This is a genomic window from Lentzea rhizosphaerae (genome assembly GCF_042649515.1).
GTDB classification, from domain to species: Bacteria; Actinomycetota; Actinomycetes; order Mycobacteriales; family Pseudonocardiaceae; genus Lentzea; species Lentzea aerocolonigenes.
The window spans coordinates 151,870-169,649 of the sequence record NZ_JBHRZI010000017.1; the positions used below are offsets into that span (position 1 = coordinate 151,870).

Consider the following 17,780-nt stretch of genomic DNA (forward strand, 5'->3'; position numbering starts at 1 on the left):
ACTTTCGAACGAATGGCAGGAGAAGGACGATGAGGGTTCGCACCCTTGCGGCGGTGCTGCTGGCGGGTGGTCTCGCCCTGACCGCGTGTGGCAAGGAAGGCACCGGCACCGACACGGGAGCACCCGCCGGTGTCTTCGACGTCGCCAAGGACGTCAAGGTCGACGGTTCGCCGACGTTCGAGAAGATCAAGGCCCGCGGCTCGCTGGTCGTCGGTGTCAAGGAGGACCAGCCGGGTCTGGGCTTCAAGGACCCGACGACGAACAAGTACACCGGCTTCGACATCGACATGGCGAAGCTGATCGCGGCGCAGCTGGGCTTCGCCGAGGACAAGATCCAGTTCAAGACGATCCAGTCCGCCGCCCGCGAGCAGGCGATCATCAACGGTGACGTCGACTACTACGTCGGCACGTACTCCATCACCGCCGCCCGCAAGGAGAAGGTGTCCTTCGCCGGCCCGTACTACATCGCGGGCCAGGACCTGCTGGTGAAGAAGGACAACACCGACATCACCGGTCCGGACACCATCAAGAACAAGAAGGTCTGCTCCGTGACGGGCTCCACGCCCGCCAAGAAGGTGCGCGACGACAAGCTGGTCGAGCCGGCCTCCAACGTCGTCGAGCTCCAGAGCTACTCGCTGTGCGTGACGAAGATGCTCGACGGTGAGGTCGACGCGGTCACCACCGACGACGCGATCCTCAAGGGTTACGCGGCCGCCGAGCCGGAGAAGATGAAGGTCGTCGGCAAGACCTTCTCGACGGAGAAGTACGGCATCGGTCTCCCCAAGGACGACAAGGCCTTCCGCGACAAGGTCAACGAGATCCTGGAGAAGTCGCTGTCCGACGGCAAGTGGGACCAGATCTACAAGAACACGCTGGGCAAGTCGGGTTCGGAAGGCAAGCACCCGACCCTCGAGAAGTACTGACGTTCCTTTGTGGCCGGTGGACTCGCACGGCGGGTCCACCGGCCGTTCCATTGACGACGGACGACGGCAAGGAATTCGATGGGCGTCCTCACCCGTAACCTCGACCTGTTCGTGCACCACTTCGCGAACACGCTCAAGCTGTTCGCGGTCTCCGGGATCGCGTCGCTGCTGCTGGGCATCTTCCTCGCGATGCTGCGCGTCAGCCCGGTTCCCGTGTTCCGCGGGGTCGGCACGCTGTACGTGACGGTCGTGCGCAACACGCCGCTCACCCTGGTGTTCGTGTTCTTCGTGTTCGCGTACCCCTACCTGGAGATCATCAAGTTCGAGTTCTTCACCGCCGCCGTCGTGGCGCTGACGCTCTACACGTCGGCGTTCGTCTGCGAGGTGGTCCGCTCGGGCATCAACACCGTGCCGATCGGCCAGGCCGAGGCGTCGCGGGCTCTGGGCCTGACGTTCACCCAGATGCTCGGCAGCATCGTGCTGCCGCAGGCGCTGCGATCCGTCGTCCCGCCCATGGTGAGCACGTTCATCGCTCTGCTGAAGAACACCACCGTCGCGGCGGGCTTCTCGGTCCGGGAAGCCGGCGCCATCCGCGACGCGCTCTCCGAGCTCGGTGAGGACACCCTGACCGGCATGCTGTGGGTCGCCGGCATCTTCGTCCTGCTGGTCATGCCGCTGACCTACCTGCAGCGGGTTCTCGAGAAGCGCTGGAGCGTGGCCCGATGAGCAGCACCGTCCTGTTCGACGTTCCCGGTCCGCGGGCCAGGATCCGGTACCGCGCGTACGCGGTCGTCGGCATCGTCGCGATCGCCGCGTTCCTCGGCTACGTGGTGTGGCGCTTCGTCGACACCGGCCAGTTCGAGGGCCGCAAGTGGAGCTGGTTCGAGTACAAGCAGATCCAGATCTCGCTGGTCGAGGCGCTCGGCCGCACGCTCAGCGCGTTCGCGGTCGGCGCGGTGCTGGCGCTGCTGTTCGGTGCCGTGTTCGCGGCGGCGCGGCTGTCGGACCACAAGTGGATCAGCACGCCGGCGGCGGTGGTCGTGGAGCTGTTCCGCGCGATCCCGCTCGTCATCATGATGTTCTTCTTCTACTACGGCCTGCCGTCGACGGGCATCAAGCTCACGGCGTTCACGTCGGTCGTGCTCAGCCTGATGCTGTACAACGGCTCGGTGCTCGCCGAGGTGTTCCGTGCGGGCATCAACTCGTTGCCCAAGGGGCAGAGCGAGGCCGCGTACGCGCTGGGCATGCGCAAGACGCAGGTGATGGTGCTCGTGCTGCTGCCGCAGGCGTTGCGGGCGATGCTGCCGACCATCATCAGCCAGCTCGTCGTGCTGTTGAAGGACACCGCGCTCGGCTTCCTCATCACGTTCGAGGAGCTGCTGTACTGGGGCCGCCAGATCGGTGGTCAGCTGCAGTTCGGCCGTCCGCTCATCCCGACGATGATCGTGGTGGCGTCCATCTACATCGGACTGTGCCTGCTCCTCACGTGGTTCGCGAACTACCTGGAGAAGCGCAACCGCCGCAACAAGAAGGTCATCCACCTCGACGAGGACAAGGCCAAGCAGATCCAGCTCGGCGAAGCCTCGACGGCGACTCCCGCCGGTGGTGCCGTTCTCTGAGAACGGCTTGAGTGAACGGGGGCGTGTCCACATCGGACACGCCCCGTTCTTGTTTCCCCTGTTTTAGCGCCACAGCACGGAATCGCAGTTGGCCGTCACGTAGTCGGCTGCCTGTGTGCCGTCGCCCGCCCTGGCCTTCGCCGCCGTCTCACGGGCGTAGCGCTGCCCGTCCGGGTCCTCCGGCGAGAACGTCGGCAGCACCTCGTCCATCACCTTCAGCGCCCGCGAGACCGCCGCCTGGTCGCCGCGTTGCCGCGCGTCCTCCCAACCGAGGTACCAGGCGCAGGCGTTGGTCATCTCCAGGACGATCCGCTCGCTTCCGGCCGGTGCCCTGTCCGGTCCCGGCCCCGACTTCTCCGCGAGCACGGTGAGATCCGGCTTGCGACCGTCGGGCCAGGTGTACCTGGCGACGCCGTCTTGCATGGCCTGGGTGTACTGCTGCTGGTCCACCACTGCGGGTGCGGCCGGTTGCGGCGCCGCGCATCCGGCCACCAGGATCACCGCAGCGATCAGGTACCGCTCCACCACAGCGTTCCTCCGACCGTGCCCTCGGTGTAGGGGCTGTTCGAGGCGAGGCAGAACTTGGTGCCCTTCTTGAAGTTCGTGCCGACGTGCTTGCGCTCCTCCTCCATTCGTACGAACGCACCGCGCGTGTTGCGGTCGCCGCACTTGTACCAGGCGAGCTGCATGACGCCGCCCAGAGCGACCCTGGCGTCGATGTTCGACCCGGCCACGGTGATGGTGCGCGCGGTCGTGAACCAGGTGATCTGGTTGTGCTTGAACGGCACCGTGATCGTGGTCGACGCCGCGTGGGCGGGCAACGCGGACACCATCGCGAAGCCCACGGCGAGAAGGCCTGCAAGAGCACGTTTCATCGGAAATCTCCTCACGAGTAGACGTTCCAGTCGACGACGCCGCACCAGACGTCCTCAGTCCCCGTCCCACCGACGACGTCCAGGCAGAACGTCGTGCCGGCACGGAAGTTCGAACCGATGCGCCGTCGTGCGCTGTCCCCCGCCGGGAACAGGACAGGGCTGCCCGACACCCGGTGGTCGTCGTCGCGGAACCAGCGGATCTCCAGGTCCACCGGACTGGAGGTGATCCGCAGGTAGATGTCCGAGCCGTCGGCGGTGATCGTGCGGACGGCGAGCAGGTCTGCCGATGCGGTTCGCATGGCGCGGAACGTATCGACGCCGGAGGATCCGGGTCGTCTGACGAACAGTGGATCTCTCGTCAACTTTCGCGGTACGCTCGGAGTTGGGGAATCTGGGGATTTACGGCGGTGACGTCACCTGGCTGAGGGGCGTTGTGACGCGCGTGCTTGTGGTCGACGACCAGCCGTTGTTCAGGGCGGGCTTGGTCGCGTTGCTGACGGCGACACCGGGAATGACCGTTGTCGGAGAAGCATCTGATGGCGAGACGGCTGTGCCGCTCGCCGAGTCGGTGCGCCCGGACGTCGTGCTCCTGGACATCCGCGTGCCTGGTCTCGCGGCGCTGGAACGTGTCCTGGCGTCCACGAGGGTTCTCGTGCTGACCGCGTTCGACCTCGACGAGCACGTCCACGAGGCGTTGCGGCTGGGTGCCGCGGGGTTCGTGCTGAAGGAGTCGGAGCCGGCGAGGCTGCTGGCCGCGATCACCGCGGTGGCGTCCGGCGAGATGCAGTTCAGCCCGACGGTGATGCGCCGGCTCGTGGCGGCGTACCTGCGCGGTGACGTGGCGGACGCGCCGTGGGTGCCGGTGGGTCTGGGCGACCTCACCGACCGCGAACGCGAGGTGCTCAGGCTGGTGGCCACGGGGCAGACCAACGCGGCGATCGCGAGCAAGCTGAGCGTCACCGAGGGCACGGTGAAGACGCACCTGAACCGCGTGATGACCAAGCTGCGGCTGACCAGCCGGGCTCAGGCCGTCGTGACGGCTTACGAGTCCGGACTGGTCACGCCGCAGCTGGCCGGGTGACTACCAGCGCAGACCGAGGTGGGCGTGGTCCGGGCTGTGCTTGGCGGTGGTGAGGGAGACGATTCCCGGGCGGATGTTGTCACAGGTCCACGAACCGGCCGGGGCGTTCGCCCAGATCTTCTGCTCGCAGCCCGTCGGCCCGCGGCTGTCCCACACCTCCCAGGTGACCTGGTAGTCGCCGGACGGCGAGCTCTTGACGAGGTCCACGTCGACGGAGATCCGACCGCCCGGGAACTGGTCGGTCCCGATGGCGCAGTAGCTCTGCGACGGAATCGGCCCGCACGTTCCGCGTGTGCCGGTCGACGTCGCGGCGTTGGCGACTCCGGTCACCGGCAGCACGGCTGCCACGAACGCGACCACCACCACAGGAATCTTCATCTCTTCCCCCGGAAATCTCTCTGCGCTCCGACACGAGCAGAACGCCCGGCATCGGCCTCTGCGTGCAGCGGAGGAAGGGGAAAGCACACGAACGTGGGAAAGAGGGCGAAGCACCCCGCCGTCGCCGTGGGCCGGTTGTACGATCCCCGGCCCACGGCGACGGTCGCTAGGACCGCTTGAACAGCTTGTTGCCGAGCCAGACGATCGGGTCGTACTTGCGGTCCGCCACGCGCTCCTTCATGGGGATGAGCGCGTTGTCGGTGATGTGGATGTGCTCGGGACAGACCTCGCTGCAGCACTTGGTGATGTTGCAGTAGCCGAGCCCGTGGTCGTCCTGCGCCTGGTCGACGCGGTCGGCCGTGTCGAGCGGGTGCATCTCGAGTTCGGCGACGCGCATCAGGAACCGCGGCCCCGAGAACGCCTCCTTGTTCTCCTCGTGGTCACGCACCACGTGGCAGGTGTTCTGGCACAGGAAGCACTCGATGCACTTGCGGAACTCCTGCGAGCGTTCGACGTCGACCTGCTGCATCCGGTACTCGCCGGGGGCCAGGTCCTTCGGCGGCGCGAACGAGGGGACCTCGCGCGCCTTGGTGTAGTTGAAGGACACGTCGGTCACCAGGTCGCGGATGATCGGGAACGTCCGCATCGGCGTGACCGTGATCGTCTCCGACTCGTCGAAGACCGACATCCGGGTCATGCACAGCAGCCGCGGGCGTCCGTTGATCTCCGCCGAGCACGAGCCGCACTTGCCCGCCTTGCAGTTCCACCGCACGGCGAGGTCCGGTGCCTGCGTGGCCTGCAGCCGGTGGATGATGTCGAGGACGACCTCACCCTCGTTGACCTCGACGGTGAAGTCCTCCAGCCCTCCACCGGAGTCGTCACCGCGCCACACCCGGAACTTCCCCTGGTAGCTCATGACAACTCCTCGGAGGTGAGGTACTTCTCCAGTTCGGTGCGGTCGAACAGGTCCAGCAGGTCGCTGCGGATCGGGATCTGCGGTTTCTCCTCGACGCGCACCCCGTTCTCGTCGACGTTGCACACCAGCAGCTTGCGCCGCCACTCCGCGTCCATCGACGGGTGGTCGTCACGGGTGTGGCCGCCGCGGGACTCCGTGCGCAGCAGTGCCGCCTTCGCCACGCACTCGGACACCAGCAGCATGTTGCGCAAGTCGAGTGCGAGGTGCCAGCCGGGGTTGAACTGCTGGTGTCCCTCGACCGTCAGCGACTGGGCGCGTTCCTTGAGCTTCTCCAGCCGCTGCAACGCTTCTTCCATCTCGGCCTGACGGCGGATGATGCCGACGAGGTCGTTCATGGACTGCTGCAGTTCCATGTGCAGCGTGTACGGGTTCTCGCCGCCCTCCTGCTGGAACGGCTTGAGCGCCGTGGCCCGTGCCTCGGTGACGGTGTCCTCCGAGACGGCGGGCCTGGATTCGAGTGCCCGCACGTACTCCGCCGCACCCGCACCGGCACGGCGGCCGAACACGAGCAGGTCCGACAACGAATTTCCACCCAGGCGGTTCGAGCCGTGCATGCCGCCGGACACCTCTCCGGCGGCGTAAAGCCCTGCCACGGAAGAGGATCCGGTGTCCGGGTCGACCTCGACGCCGCCCATCACGTAGTGACAGGTCGGGCCGACCTCCATCGGCTGGGCCGTGATGTCCACGTCGGCCAGTTCCTTGAACTGGTGGTGCATGGACGGCAGGCGCTTGCGGATCTCCTCGGCGGGCAGACGCGTTGACACGTCGAGGAAAACGCCGCCGTGGGGTGACCCGCGCCCGGCTTTGACCTCGGAGTTGATCGCCCGCGCGACCTCGTCGCGGGGCAGCAGCTCCGGTGGGCGCCGGTTGTTCGCCTGGTCGGTGTACCAGCGGTCGCCTTCTTCTTCGTTGTCGGCGTACTTGTCCTTGAACACCTCGGGGATGTAGTCGAACATGAAGCGCTTGCCGTCGGAGTTGCGCAGCACGCCACCGTCACCGCGGACGGACTCGGTGACGAGGATGCCCTTGACGGACGGCGGCCAGACCATCCCGGTGGGGTGGAACTGGATGAACTCCATGTTGATCAGCGAGGCGCCCGCGCGCAGTGCGAGCGCGTGGCCGTCACCCGTGTACTCCCACGAGTTCGAGGTGACCTTGAACGACTTGCCGATGCCGCCGGTCGCGAGGATCACCGCGGGTGCCTCGAACAGCACGAACCGGCCGGACTCGCGCCAGTAGCCGAACGCGCCGGCGATACTGCCACCATTCTCGGCGCCGTCCTTGACGAGGTCGGTGACGGTGAACTCCTGGAACACCCGCAGGCGTTCCTCGTAGTTCCCGAACTCCTTGAAGTCCTCCTGCTGCAACGACACGATCTTCTGCTGCAGCGTGCGGATCAGTTCGAGGCCGGTGCGGTCGCCGACGTGCGCGAGGCGCGGGTACTCGTGGCCGCCGAAGTTGCGCTGCGAGATACGGCCGTCCTTGGTGCGGTCGAACAGCGCGCCGTAGGTCTCGAGCTCCCAGACCCGTTGCGGTGCCTCCTGAGCGTGCAGTTCGGCCATCCGCCAGTTGTTGAGGAACTTGCCGCCGCGCATGGTGTCGCGGAAGTGCACCTGCCAGCTGTCGCTCGAGTTCACGTTGCCCATCGCGGCAGCGATGCCACCCTCGGCCATCACCGTGTGGGCCTTGCCGAACAACGACTTGCAGAGAACGGCGGTGCGCATGCCGTGCTCACGGGCCTCGATCGCGGCACGCAGACCGGCACCACCCGCGCCGATCACGAGAACGTCGAACGAATGCCTTTCCAGCTCGGGCAAAACCACTCCTAGTTGATGAAGCGGAGGTCGGAGATCGTTTCCGAGGCGACCAGCGCGACGTAGAGGTCGGTGAGACAGACGAAGATCAGCGAAGCCCACGCCAGCTGCATGTGCCGGTTGTTCAGCTTCGAGATCTGCGTCCACATCCAGTACCGGACCGGGTGCTTGGAGAAGTGCTTGAGCCGCCCGCCCGCGATGTGGCGGCACGAGTGGCACGACAGCGTGTACGCGCCGAGCAGCGCGACGTTGGCGAGCAGGATGATGTTGCCCAGACCGACGCCGGTGCCGAACGCGAGGACCGCGTCGTAGATGTTGATCAGCAGCAGGAGCGAGGCCGCGTAGAAGAAGTAGCGGTGCAGGTTCTGCGCGATCAGCGGGAAGCGCGTCTCACCGGTGTACTTGCTGTGCGGCTCGGCCACAGCGCACGCGGGCGGCGACGCCCAGGCGGCCCGGTAGTAGGCCTTGCGGTAGTAGTAGCAGGTGATCCGGAACCCCAGCAGGAACGGGATGATGATCACGGGCGGCGTCAGGAAGCCCGGTAGCGCCGGGAACCACTGCCCGAAGTGCGATGCCGCCGGGATGCACTCCTCGGTGAGGCACGGCGAGTACATCGGTGTGAGGTAGTGGTACTGGTCGACCCAGTAGAAGTCCCCCTGGAACGTGCGGAACGCCGCGTAGATCGAGATGAGCAGCAGGCCGACGAATGTCGTCAGCGGCGGCAACCACCATCGGTCCGTGCGCAGAGTCCTGGCGGCGATCTCTGCCCTCGCCATTACTCACCTTTCTGGGGGTCCACGCCGTTGTGGGAAAACGCCGAACGGCCCCCGCGTCTCGCGGGGGCCGTCTGATCAGGTCGGCTCAGGTCCGGTTGCGGTAGCCACCGAGTCCTTCGTCGTCTGCGTCCTTCCACAACGACTCGTCGTAGGGCGTGTCGGGCACGACCACGACCTCGCGTTCCACTTGAGGAGCTTCGCGCTGCCTCGGGGTGGTACCGAGATCGACGAGTTCGGTGGCGTCGATGTCCATGCGTTCTACGTCGTTGGCAAGGCGTTGAACGGCCGCCACGTCGCCGTACCTGGCGCGCAACGAGCTGACGCAGTGCCGCATCTGACCGATGACCCGGCGCAGTTCGACGATCTCCGTGGACGTCATGGGACACCTCCGTTCCAAGGTCGTGCCCCGCACTCTGCCCAATCTCAAGCCATGTGACAAGCACCACACGCCAAGATTCAAAACTGGTTCCTTCCCAGTTACTGAATCGTTTTTGTGTCTACGACCAGCGATGACTTACTGTGTGTGGCGTCACGCCCGTCCGTGGGACGCCACTGTTGTCGTCTCGTGAGGGCCCCACCACGGCCCGTGATGACCCGGAGAGACCCATGAGCCAACTGCATCCCGTACTGACAGAGGTCACACGCCGAATCGCCGCCCGCAGCGCCGACTCCCGACGCGTGTACCTCGAACGTGTGGCCGCGGCGGCGCAGGACGGCACCTCGCGGTCCGGCTTCGCCTGCAGCAACCTGGCGCACGGCTTCGCCGGCATCACCGGCGGCGACAAGGCGGCGCTGCGGGCGCTGCGCAAGTCGAACGTCGCGATCGTGTCGTCCTACAACGACATGCTGTCGGCGCACCAGCCGTTGCAGGAGTACCCGGCCTGGATCAAGGACGCCGTCCGCACGGCCGGTGGCGTGTCCCAGTTCGCGGGCGGTGTGCCCGCGATGTGCGACGGTGTCACCCAGGGCCGTGACGGCATGGAACTGTCGCTGTTCAGCCGCGACGTCATCGCGATGTCGACCGGTGTCGCCCTGTCGCACGAGATGTTCGACGCGGCCGTGCTGCTCGGCGTGTGCGACAAGATCGTGCCGGGCCTGCTGATCGGCGCGCTGTCGTTCGGCCACCTGCCGTCGATCCTGGTGCCCGCGGGCCCGATGTCGACGGGCCTGTCCAACAAGGAGAAGGCCCGCGTCCGGCAGCTCTACGCGGAGGGCAAGGCCACCCGCGACGACCTGCTGGAGGCCGAGGCCGCCTCGTACCACTCCCCCGGCACCTGCACGTTCTACGGCACCGCGAACTCGAACCAGATGGTCGTCGAGGTCATGGGCCTGCACCTGCCGGGCGCCTCGTTCGTGCCGCCGGGCACCTCGCTGCGCCGCGCCCTGACCGAGCACGCCGGCCGCCGCGCCGTCGAGATGGCCCGCGGCGACGGCTACACCCCGATCGCGCACATCGTCGACGAGAAGGCCGTGGTCAACGGCGTCGTCGCCCTGCTGGCGACCGGCGGTTCCACCAACCACACGATGCACCTGGTCGCCATCGCCGCCGCCGCGGGCATCGAGCTGAGCTGGGACGACTTCTCGGACCTGTCCGCCATCGTGCCGCTGATCGCGCGGGTCTACCCGAACGGCAGCGCCGACATCAACCACTTCCAGGCCGCGGGCGGCGTCCAGTTCGTCGTCGGCACCCTGCTGGACGCCGGCCTGCTGCACAACGACGTCCACACGGTGGCCGGTTTCGGCCTGGACCGCTACCGCCAGGAACCGAAACTGGCCGACGGCACCCTGGTCTGGGTCGACGCCCCCGACCGCTCGCTGGACCTCGACGTCCTGCGCCCGGCCTCGGACCCGTTCGCCTCGGACGGCGGCCTGCGCATGCTCTCGGGCAACCTGGGCCGCGCGGTCATCAAGGTCTCGGCCGTGGCCTCCGAGAACCACGTCGTCGAAGCACCCGCCCGCGTGTTCACCACGCAGGAGGCGTTCCAGGAGGCCTTCAAGGCAGGCGAGCTCGACCGCGACGTGGTCGTCGTCGTCCGCCAGCAGGGCCCCCAGGCCAACGGCATGCCCGAACTGCACAAGCTGACGCCCCCTCTCGGCGTGCTGATGGACCGCGGCTACAAGGTCGCCCTGGTGACCGACGGCCGCATGTCCGGCGCCTCGGGCAAGATCCCGGCCGCCATCCAGCTGACCCCGGAGGCCGCAGTCGGAGGCCCGCTCGGCCGGATCCGCGACGGCGACGTCGTCCGGCTGGACGCCACGGCCGGAACGCTGGAGGTCCAGGTGCCTGCGGAGGAGCTGGCGTCACGCCCCCTCGTCGACTTCCCGCCGACGGGCCGCGAGTGGACCGGCACGGGACGCGAACTGTTCGCCGCGTTGCGCCGCACGGTCGGGCCTGCCGACCGCGGGGCCACGGTGTTCGGCCCGATCACGGCTGACCACTTCGCACCGGTCACGCACTTCTGACCCACCGCGTACCACCAATATATTGGTTCCCCACCCCGCTGACCTGCCCCTTAGCAATGAGACTTTTGACTTCGTCGTCAAAAGACCTGTTGCAAAGGGGTCGGCGACGCCCGACCAAACCCGCCCTTCACCGCCCCGCCCACGGACCTTTGCAATGAGTCTTTTGACTTCGTCCGCAAACGTTTTTTGCATCCGGGTGGGGCGCGGAGGGCGTGTGGCAGCATGCGATATATCGGTTTTCGATCCCAGATCCGGCAAGGAGTGCACTCGTGACCAGCGGTGACAATCTTCGGGCGACCACTGGAGCGGACCTGCTCGCGCTCTCGCCCGTCATCCCCGTCGTCGTGGTCGACGACGCCGACCACGCGGTGCCGCTCGCCCAGGCACTGCTGCGCGGTGGGGTCCGCGTCATCGAGCTCACGCTGCGCACCCCGGCCGCGCTCGCCGCGATCGAGAACGTCGCGCGCGAGGTGCCGGAGATCGTGATCGGCGCGGGCACCGTCACAGCGCCGGAGCACGCCGAGCAGGCGGCGAAGGCCGGGGCCGCGTTCCTCGTCACGCCTGGCACGACCGACCGCGTTCTCGATGCCGCCGACGCCACGGGCCTGCCGTACCTGCCGGGCGCGGCCACGGTGTCCGAGGTCATGCGGCTGGCCGAGCGCGGGCTGAACGCGCTGAAGTTCTTCCCCGCCGAGGCCGCAGGCGGAGTCGACTACCTGAAGTCGATCGGCGGGCCGATCCCGCACGTCCGGTTCTGCCCGACCGGCGGCATCACTCCGCAGACCGCGCCGAACTACCTCGCGCTGCCGAACGTCGGCTGCGTCGGCGGCTCGTGGCTCGCCCCGAAGGACGCCCTCAACGCCGGCGACTGGGACCGCATCGAGACGCTCGCCCGTGAGGCTTCGCAGCTCGCGTAACCCAGGTCACGAACCGGAAATTCGGCTCACACCACGAGACCGGCGTCCCACCACGTTGGAACATTCACCCAACGGGAGGTGACGCCGGTCTCCTATTAACGGAAGTTTGAGGAAACATGAACCAGATGGCGGCCAATTGAGATTTCAACAGAGATAAGGCCACTGCCCGTGGCTGTCACACTTCCTCGCTGCAATGACGCACGAGAGGAGCAGGTGTGGCTGTCCAGGAAGCCGACGTGGCGGGGTTGGTCGGAGAACCGCTGACGATGTCGGCGTTCAACCAGCTGTCCGGCAGTCTGGGTGGTTATTCGTTCGTCAAAGTGGTCGTCGATCGGCACAACGTGACGATTCACTTCCTGAACAACGCGCGTCACGAGTTCCACGCGCTCTACATCGGAACCGAGATCCTCGGCATCGGCGAGGACGAGGTGCGCGCGCGGATCGACGAGCTCAACCAGGGCTTCTACCACGCCTCTGACCGGCGGTTCTTCCTCGGCATCCTGTCGCTGCACCAGCGCGAGGACAAGCGCATGTTCTCGCTGGAGACGGTCGAAGTCGACACGATGTCCGCCGATATGATCGAGTTCTTCTACGCCGAGGTGCGCAAGAACGTCGACGCGGCCGTGCCGTTGTTCTTCAAGCCCGCGAACCACCTCCAGGAACAGGCGGTAGCGGAGCTGCCGGTGGAAAGGCTTCCACGCATCCTGGCGCACGAATTGTTCTCCACTGCCGAGTTCGTGGCGTTGAACCCCGGTACGACGAAGGGGCGGCTGCGCGCATTCCGGACCGAGCAGGAGTACCGGGAGAACACGCTGGAGTGGTTCGACATCGTCGTGATGCATCGTGTTCCGGACGACATTCCGCGGCTGGCCGGCATCATCAACGCGAGCCACACCACTCCCCTGTCGCACACGAACGTCCTGGCGACCGGTTGGTCCATTCCGAACGCCATCCAGATCGGTGCGTTCGACCTGATCGACCGGGAGAACCTCGACGGCCAGTGGGTCGAGTACGAGGTGTCGGCGAAGGGCGCCGAAGTCGGGCTGCGGCTGATCGACGAACCGGACGACGTCGGCCGGCGCCCTGCCTGGTACGCGCAGCGCGTCACGCTGGAGGAGCCCGAGGACACCTACAACCCGATCGTCGACCTCGGCAGGATCCGCTACAACGACAGCCACCGCTACGGCACCAAGGCCGCGAACCTCGGCGAGCTGCACCACGTGCTGGGGAGCGAGTCGCCGCGCCGCCTGCTCGGGTTCTTCTCCGTGCCGCGCCCGCCGCGGGACAACCTCCTGCCCTACCTGGCGAAACTCCTCGGCAAGGACGAAGACCTGCTCGCCGCCGCCCAGCAGCTGCTCGCGCAACGGGTCCGGGTGCCGCGCGGCATCGCGTTGCCGTTCTCGATGCACCAGGGCTTCCTCGAGTCGTCGCCGAAGATCCAGCAGGCCATCGGCAAGCTCAAGATGGCGCTGGAGCTCAACGCCCGCGAGATCGAGCCGTTGTGCGTCGAGCTGCAGCAGCTGATCCGCAAAACCCGTGTGCCGGACTACCTGCTGTCCGAACTGGACACCGCGCTCGTCGAGAACCTCGCTGGCGTGCGGACGTTCGTGGTGCGCAGCTCGTCGAACGCCGAGGACCTCGCCGGGTTCTCCGCCGCGGGCATCTACGAGTCCTACAACCACGTCACCAGCGCCGAGAAGATCGTGGAGTCGGTCAAGGACGTGTGGGCCTCGCTCGTCTCCGCGCGCAGCGTGCGGCTGCGGCAGCAGGCCGGCATCTCACTGGACGACTGCTTCATGGGCGTGGTGATCCAGGAGCAGGTCAAGGCGGACTTCGGCGGCGTCATGGTGACCACGAACCCGATGAACCGCAACGACTTCCGCAACGTCTACATCAACGTCTCGCCGAACGTCACCGACGTCGTCGAGGGTTCGAGGCAACCGATGCAGTTCCTCTACTCCACTGTGGAGGGTGGCGGACGCACGGTCTCTTTGGGCGACGCCACGAAGGACCTGGACGTCAACGGCCACGCGCAGCTGCAGCGGCTCGCGATCGTGGGCCGGTTGCTGCAGTCGCACTTCTCGCCGGACTACACGTTCGACTCGCCGGTCGACATCGAGTGGCTCGCGACCGACGAGGTCCTGTACGTCCTGCAGCTGCGGCCGTACGCGATCTGATGCTGGGTCTTCGCGTACCGGCGACTCCGGAAGTGGCGCGTGCCGTCCGCCTGACGTACGGCTTCCAGTTCTTCTTCGGACTGCTGCTGTGGATCCCGATCTTCTACGAGTACCAGAAGCAGCTCGGGCTGAGCGACGCAGAGATCTTCGGCATCCAGTCGATCTACTACATCGCGTTCTGCCTCATGGAGATCCCGACAGGCATGGTCGCGGACCGGTTCGACTACCGCACGTCGTTGTGGCTCGGGGCAAGCGTTCTGGTGGTGGCGAACGTCGTGCCGGTGTTCGCCGGCAGCTACACCGGGTTCCTGGTCCACTTCCTGCTGATCGCGCTGGCCAGGTCGTTGATCTCGGGCGCGCAGAGCGCGTACCTGTACGAGTACCTCCACGCGCACGACGCGGGCCACCTCTATCTCAAGGTAGAGGGCGTCGGACGGTCGTACAGCCTGGTCGGCAAGATCGTGTACTGGCCGGTGATCGGTCTGCTGATGCAGTGGAACACTCCGTCGCCGTACTGGCTCACCGCGATCAACGCGGCGATCGCGGTGGTCCTCGCGCTGAAGCTGCCACCGATCCCCGGCTGGGAACGACCGGAGGGCAAGACGTCCAAGCTGCTGGCCGGTGTCGGCGGAGCGTTCGGGGCGCTGAGGAAGTCTCGGTGGCTGCTGCTGTTGATGATCCAGGGCATCGCGATGTTCACGCTGGTCAGGATCCTGCAGGTCAACCTGTTCCAGCCGGTGCTGGAGTCGAAGAACGTCCCGGTCACCTGGTACGGCTCGGTCCTCGCGGCGATGACGATCTTCGAGGCCGTCGCGGCCGCACGCCCGCACCGGCTGTCGAAGAAAATCGGGCCGGCGCGGTCGGTGTTCGTGCTGACGGTCGTGATGGCGCTGTCGATCGGCTTCATCGTCCCATTCGGCGGGGCCGTGACGATCGTGTTGCTGTGCCTGTTCTCGGTGACCGCGGGCATGAGCTTCCCCGTCCAGAAGAAGCTGCTCAACGACGCGATCCCGGATTCCCGTTACCGCGCAACGCTTCTTTCGATGGAGTCCATCATGGACCGTGCCGTGTGTGCGGTGGTCGCTATCGCACTCGGCGCCTATCTCGCGGGCGGGCAGCTCAACGAGTTCCTGGTGCTGTCGTCCGTCGTCACGGTGATCCTGATGGCGTTGCTGGCGGGCCTGCTGATCGCCGTCAGGACCACAAGGCGGCGACGAGCTCAGCCCGTCCCGTGATGCCGAGCTTGCGGTAGGCGCTCGACAGGTGCAGCTCGACCGTGCGGCGGGTGAGGTGCAGGGTCTCGGCGATCTGCCGGTTCGTCAGGCCCTGCGCCGCCATCCGCGCGACGCGGTTCTCCTGCCTGGTCAGACCCTGCACCTGGTCGTCGCCGTCGCGGACCTCGTCACCCGCGAGCTTGGCCAACGGGTGCGCGCTGAGGTGGCGGGCCAGTTCGAACGCCTGCCGCAGGTGCGGGGCGGCCGCGTCGGTGCGGCCCTTGCGGCGCAGGTGGTGGCCGAGCCAGTACAACGACTGGGCGTGCAGCAGCCGGTGCGGTGACGAGGCGAGAAGCTGTTCGGCCTCGACGAGAACATCGATGTCGTCGGTGCTGATGCCGACGCTCATCAACGCGGTCCCGACCACCCTCGTGGAACCCCACCGCTTGGCGAGGTCGAGCTCCTCGTGCGCGAGCCTGGCAGCGTCGTCGCGGTTGCCCAGCGCCAGGTACGCGCGGACGGCGTGGTGACGCCACGCGACCAGCGCCGGGTTGGGCATCTCGCGCGAGGCGAGCCGCCGGCCGACCTCGAGCAGGTCTTCCAGTGCGCCCTCCGCGTGGCAGGACGCGAGCTTGAGCCGGCCGCGGGCGTAGACGACGTTGATGTGCTGCAACAGGTCGCCGTCTTCGGTGACGAGCTGGGCGGCCTCGTCGAACTGCCCCATCTCGATGCAGACCTCGGCCAGCTTCGCGGTGGCCAGCAGAACAGCGGGGCAGTCGAGGTTGCCGGTCGAGACCGGTGGTGTCAGGAACGTGTACGCGCGGGCGAGGTCACCGCTGTTGTGGAAGGCGGTGGCGCGCGCGATCATGCTGAGCATTCCGCGGCGCAGGTGCGGGTCGTGCGAGACAGGCGCGGTGCTGTGCGAGAGCCACAACTTGTTGATGTGCTGGGGATCGTCGCCGAGCACCGGCACCAGGAACGTGAAGAGGTAGGGCGCGCCGAAGACGTCGACCCACTCGCCGTCGAGGGCTTCCAGCGCGTGCTCGACGGCTTCCGCGGACGAGTCGCCGCTGCGGGCGTTGCCGACGGCGAGCAGTGCGGACCGCGCGCGCTTGAGGTTCGGGTCCTGCGGGATCTCGCCGATGAGGTCGTCGAAGTACTTGCCGGCGCAGTTGGCCATGCGGGCGTCGCGGTTGGCGGCGAGCAGGTAGGTGGTGCAGACGAGGTTCCACACCATGTCACGGTCCTCGGGCAGCAGCCGGGCGATGACCATGATCGCCAGGGAGACCGCGAAGTGGGCGTCCGAGCCCGTGCACATGCGCTGGATCAACGACAACGCGACGCTGGCAGCGAGGTGCGGGTCCTCGCACTGGATCAGTGCGTCGCGCACGCGGTCGCGCCCGAGTGCGTTGTCCTTCAGGTGTTCCGCGTGGCCGAGCTCGGCCTCGATCGACAGCCGGTCGGAGTCGGAGAGGTGCTCCTCGAGCGCCCGTTCCAGGTGCTCGACGCCGCCGACCTCCCGCAGCAGGTCGACCGACCACGGCAAGCGGACGGACCTGGCCTTCAGCACGTGCTCGGCGACGCGGTCGTCGGGAGCGTCCGATTCGAACAGCAGCCAGGCCGCGCGGGCGTGCGCGGCGGAGCGGACGGCGACCGGCATGTCGGCGAGGATGCTGTTGCGCACGAACGGATGCCGGAACGTCAGCGGGTCCGTGTCGGCCAGCACGCCGAGCCGGACGAGCGTGTCGACGGCAGGCAGCGCGTCGAAACCGGTGAGGGCGGACAGCAGTTCGAGGCCGGCGTCACCATCCAGCACGGCGGCGGAGCGGGCGACCTCCGCGGCACCGGTGTACTCGCGCAGCCTCATGCCGATCATCTCGCCGACCGCGGCCGAGCCCTCGCCTTCCTCGCGCAGCAAGGCCTGGAGCAGGTACGGGTTGCCGCCGGTGAGCTCGTGGCACCGCTGCGGGTCCTTGCCGGGGAACCCTTCGGTGAGGCGCTCGACGGCCGCGACGTCGAGACCTTCGAGGTCGATGCGGTGGGGGTGGGCGCCGGCGATCTCGGGCAGCGTCACCTCGTCCGTGGACAGGTAGCCCTGCGAAGCACCGAATGCCATGACGACCGGCATGTTCTGCAGCCGTGTCCGCAGGTACGCGAGCGCGCGCTTGGAGAAGGTGTCGGCGACGTGCACGTCGTCGACGACCATGAGGATCGGTGCCTTGCGCGCGGAGTTCACGGCACGGGCGTAGAGCTCTTCGAGGTCGTGTTCGTTCGCGAGGCACGGCGCGAGCTGGCGCACCACCGCGCCGGGCAGGTGGCTCTCCAGGCGGGCGCTCTTGGCCAGACGGACCGTGAAGCCGCGCTCACGGGCCTCGGCGGTGAACGCGTCGAGCAGCGCCGTCTTGCCGATGCCGAAGCCACCGGTGACGACCACGCACGAGCCCGTTCCGCGCAGGGCGTCGTCCAGCAAGCGTCCGAGAGCAGCGAGTTCCGCGTCTCGGCCGAGTAGTGGAGATGTCACCTCTGTCTACCCCTGCCTTCGGTACCGAGAGGACCGCAGGTCGAAC

At 67.2% G+C, this 17,780-nt stretch carries 17 protein-coding genes; 8 read left to right on the forward strand and 9 right to left on the reverse strand.

The features are described 5' to 3' along the window. Positions 1-29 precede the first annotated feature (29 nt). From ACFOWZ_RS22260 to ACFOWZ_RS22270, 3 genes are all read left to right on the forward strand, one after another. A complete protein-coding gene (locus tag ACFOWZ_RS22260; RefSeq protein WP_382375429.1) occupies positions 30-923 on the forward strand; it encodes a glutamate ABC transporter substrate-binding protein in 894 nt (297 codons plus the stop codon). Positions 924-1,001: 78 nt separating this feature from the next. Continuing rightward, a complete protein-coding gene (locus ACFOWZ_RS22265; protein WP_382375431.1) occupies positions 1,002-1,649 on the forward strand; it encodes an amino acid ABC transporter permease in 648 nt (215 codons plus the stop codon). Further along, positions 1,646-2,542: an amino acid ABC transporter permease gene (locus ACFOWZ_RS22270; protein WP_382375433.1), complete on the forward strand. Its 897-nt coding sequence runs from the start codon at positions 1,646-1,648 to the stop codon at positions 2,540-2,542. Before ACFOWZ_RS22265 ends, ACFOWZ_RS22270 begins: the two co-directional genes overlap by 4 nt. Before the next feature lie 63 nt (positions 2,543-2,605). Here the strand turns inward: ACFOWZ_RS22270 and ACFOWZ_RS22275 are convergent, their stop codons facing one another. The 3 genes from ACFOWZ_RS22275 to ACFOWZ_RS22285 are packed head-to-tail and all read right to left on the reverse strand — an operon-like array spanning position 2,606 to position 3,716. After that, positions 2,606-3,067 (reverse strand): hypothetical protein, encoded by a 462-nt coding sequence (locus ACFOWZ_RS22275; RefSeq protein WP_382375435.1) that lies wholly within the window; start codon positions 3,065-3,067, stop codon positions 2,606-2,608. Further along, positions 3,052-3,417, reverse strand: coding sequence for a hypothetical protein (locus tag ACFOWZ_RS22280; protein WP_382375437.1), 366 nt, complete (start codon positions 3,415-3,417; stop codon positions 3,052-3,054). Before ACFOWZ_RS22280 ends, ACFOWZ_RS22275 begins: the two co-directional genes overlap by 16 nt. Positions 3,418-3,428: 11 nt before the next feature. Next, a complete protein-coding gene (locus ACFOWZ_RS22285) occupies positions 3,429-3,716 on the reverse strand; it encodes a hypothetical protein (RefSeq protein WP_382375439.1) in 288 nt (95 codons plus the stop codon). A gap of 134 nt (positions 3,717-3,850) precedes the next feature. Between ACFOWZ_RS22285 and ACFOWZ_RS22290 the strand changes: the two genes are divergently transcribed. Beyond that, positions 3,851-4,498 (forward strand): response regulator, encoded by a 648-nt coding sequence (locus ACFOWZ_RS22290; protein WP_382375441.1) that lies wholly within the window; start codon positions 3,851-3,853, stop codon positions 4,496-4,498. Here the strand turns inward: ACFOWZ_RS22290 and ACFOWZ_RS22295 are convergent, their stop codons facing one another. The 5 genes from ACFOWZ_RS22295 to ACFOWZ_RS22315 form a co-directional block, all read right to left on the reverse strand. Further along, a complete protein-coding gene (locus ACFOWZ_RS22295) occupies positions 4,499-4,876 on the reverse strand; it encodes a hypothetical protein (RefSeq protein WP_382375443.1) in 378 nt (125 codons plus the stop codon). 166 nt (positions 4,877-5,042) lie between these two features. Continuing rightward, complete coding sequence (locus ACFOWZ_RS22300) at positions 5,043-5,792, reverse strand: succinate dehydrogenase/fumarate reductase iron-sulfur subunit (protein WP_030464948.1); 750 nt, start codon at positions 5,790-5,792, stop codon at positions 5,043-5,045. Beyond that, a complete protein-coding gene (locus ACFOWZ_RS22305; protein ID WP_382375446.1) occupies positions 5,789-7,669 on the reverse strand; it encodes a fumarate reductase/succinate dehydrogenase flavoprotein subunit in 1,881 nt (626 codons plus the stop codon). The genes ACFOWZ_RS22300 and ACFOWZ_RS22305 overlap by 4 nt, the downstream gene beginning before the upstream one ends. Positions 7,670-7,677: 8 nt before the next feature. After that, entirely contained in the window at positions 7,678-8,442 is a 765-nt protein-coding gene (locus ACFOWZ_RS22310) for a hypothetical protein (RefSeq protein ID WP_382375448.1), read from the reverse strand. An 85-nt stretch (positions 8,443-8,527) separates the two neighbouring features. Then, complete coding sequence (locus ACFOWZ_RS22315) at positions 8,528-8,821, reverse strand: hypothetical protein (RefSeq protein ID WP_030464951.1); 294 nt, start codon at positions 8,819-8,821, stop codon at positions 8,528-8,530. A gap of 227 nt (positions 8,822-9,048) precedes the next feature. On the opposite strand from ACFOWZ_RS22315, the gene edd reads away from it, so the two are divergent. From edd to ACFOWZ_RS22335, 4 genes are all read left to right on the forward strand, one after another. Next, complete coding sequence (gene edd, locus ACFOWZ_RS22320) at positions 9,049-10,905, forward strand: phosphogluconate dehydratase (protein WP_382375450.1); 1,857 nt, start codon at positions 9,049-9,051, stop codon at positions 10,903-10,905. Between the two features lie 269 nt (positions 10,906-11,174). Beyond that, positions 11,175-11,822: a bifunctional 4-hydroxy-2-oxoglutarate aldolase/2-dehydro-3-deoxy-phosphogluconate aldolase gene (eda, locus tag ACFOWZ_RS22325; protein WP_382375452.1), complete on the forward strand. Its 648-nt coding sequence runs from the start codon at positions 11,175-11,177 to the stop codon at positions 11,820-11,822. Positions 11,823-12,037: 215 nt separating this feature from the next. Beyond that, positions 12,038-13,999 (forward strand): PEP/pyruvate-binding domain-containing protein, encoded by a 1,962-nt coding sequence (locus ACFOWZ_RS22330; protein WP_382375454.1) that lies wholly within the window; start codon positions 12,038-12,040, stop codon positions 13,997-13,999. Positions 14,000-14,031: 32 nt separating this feature from the next. Beyond that, positions 14,032-15,234 (forward strand): MFS transporter, encoded by a 1,203-nt coding sequence (locus tag ACFOWZ_RS22335; RefSeq protein ID WP_382375456.1) that lies wholly within the window; start codon positions 14,032-14,034, stop codon positions 15,232-15,234. Here ACFOWZ_RS22335 and ACFOWZ_RS22340 read toward each other — a convergent pair. Beyond that, entirely contained in the window at positions 15,194-17,734 is a 2,541-nt protein-coding gene (locus tag ACFOWZ_RS22340; RefSeq protein WP_382375458.1) for a BREX system ATP-binding domain-containing protein, read from the reverse strand. The genes ACFOWZ_RS22335 and ACFOWZ_RS22340 overlap by 41 nt on opposite strands. Positions 17,735-17,780 lie beyond the last annotated feature (46 nt).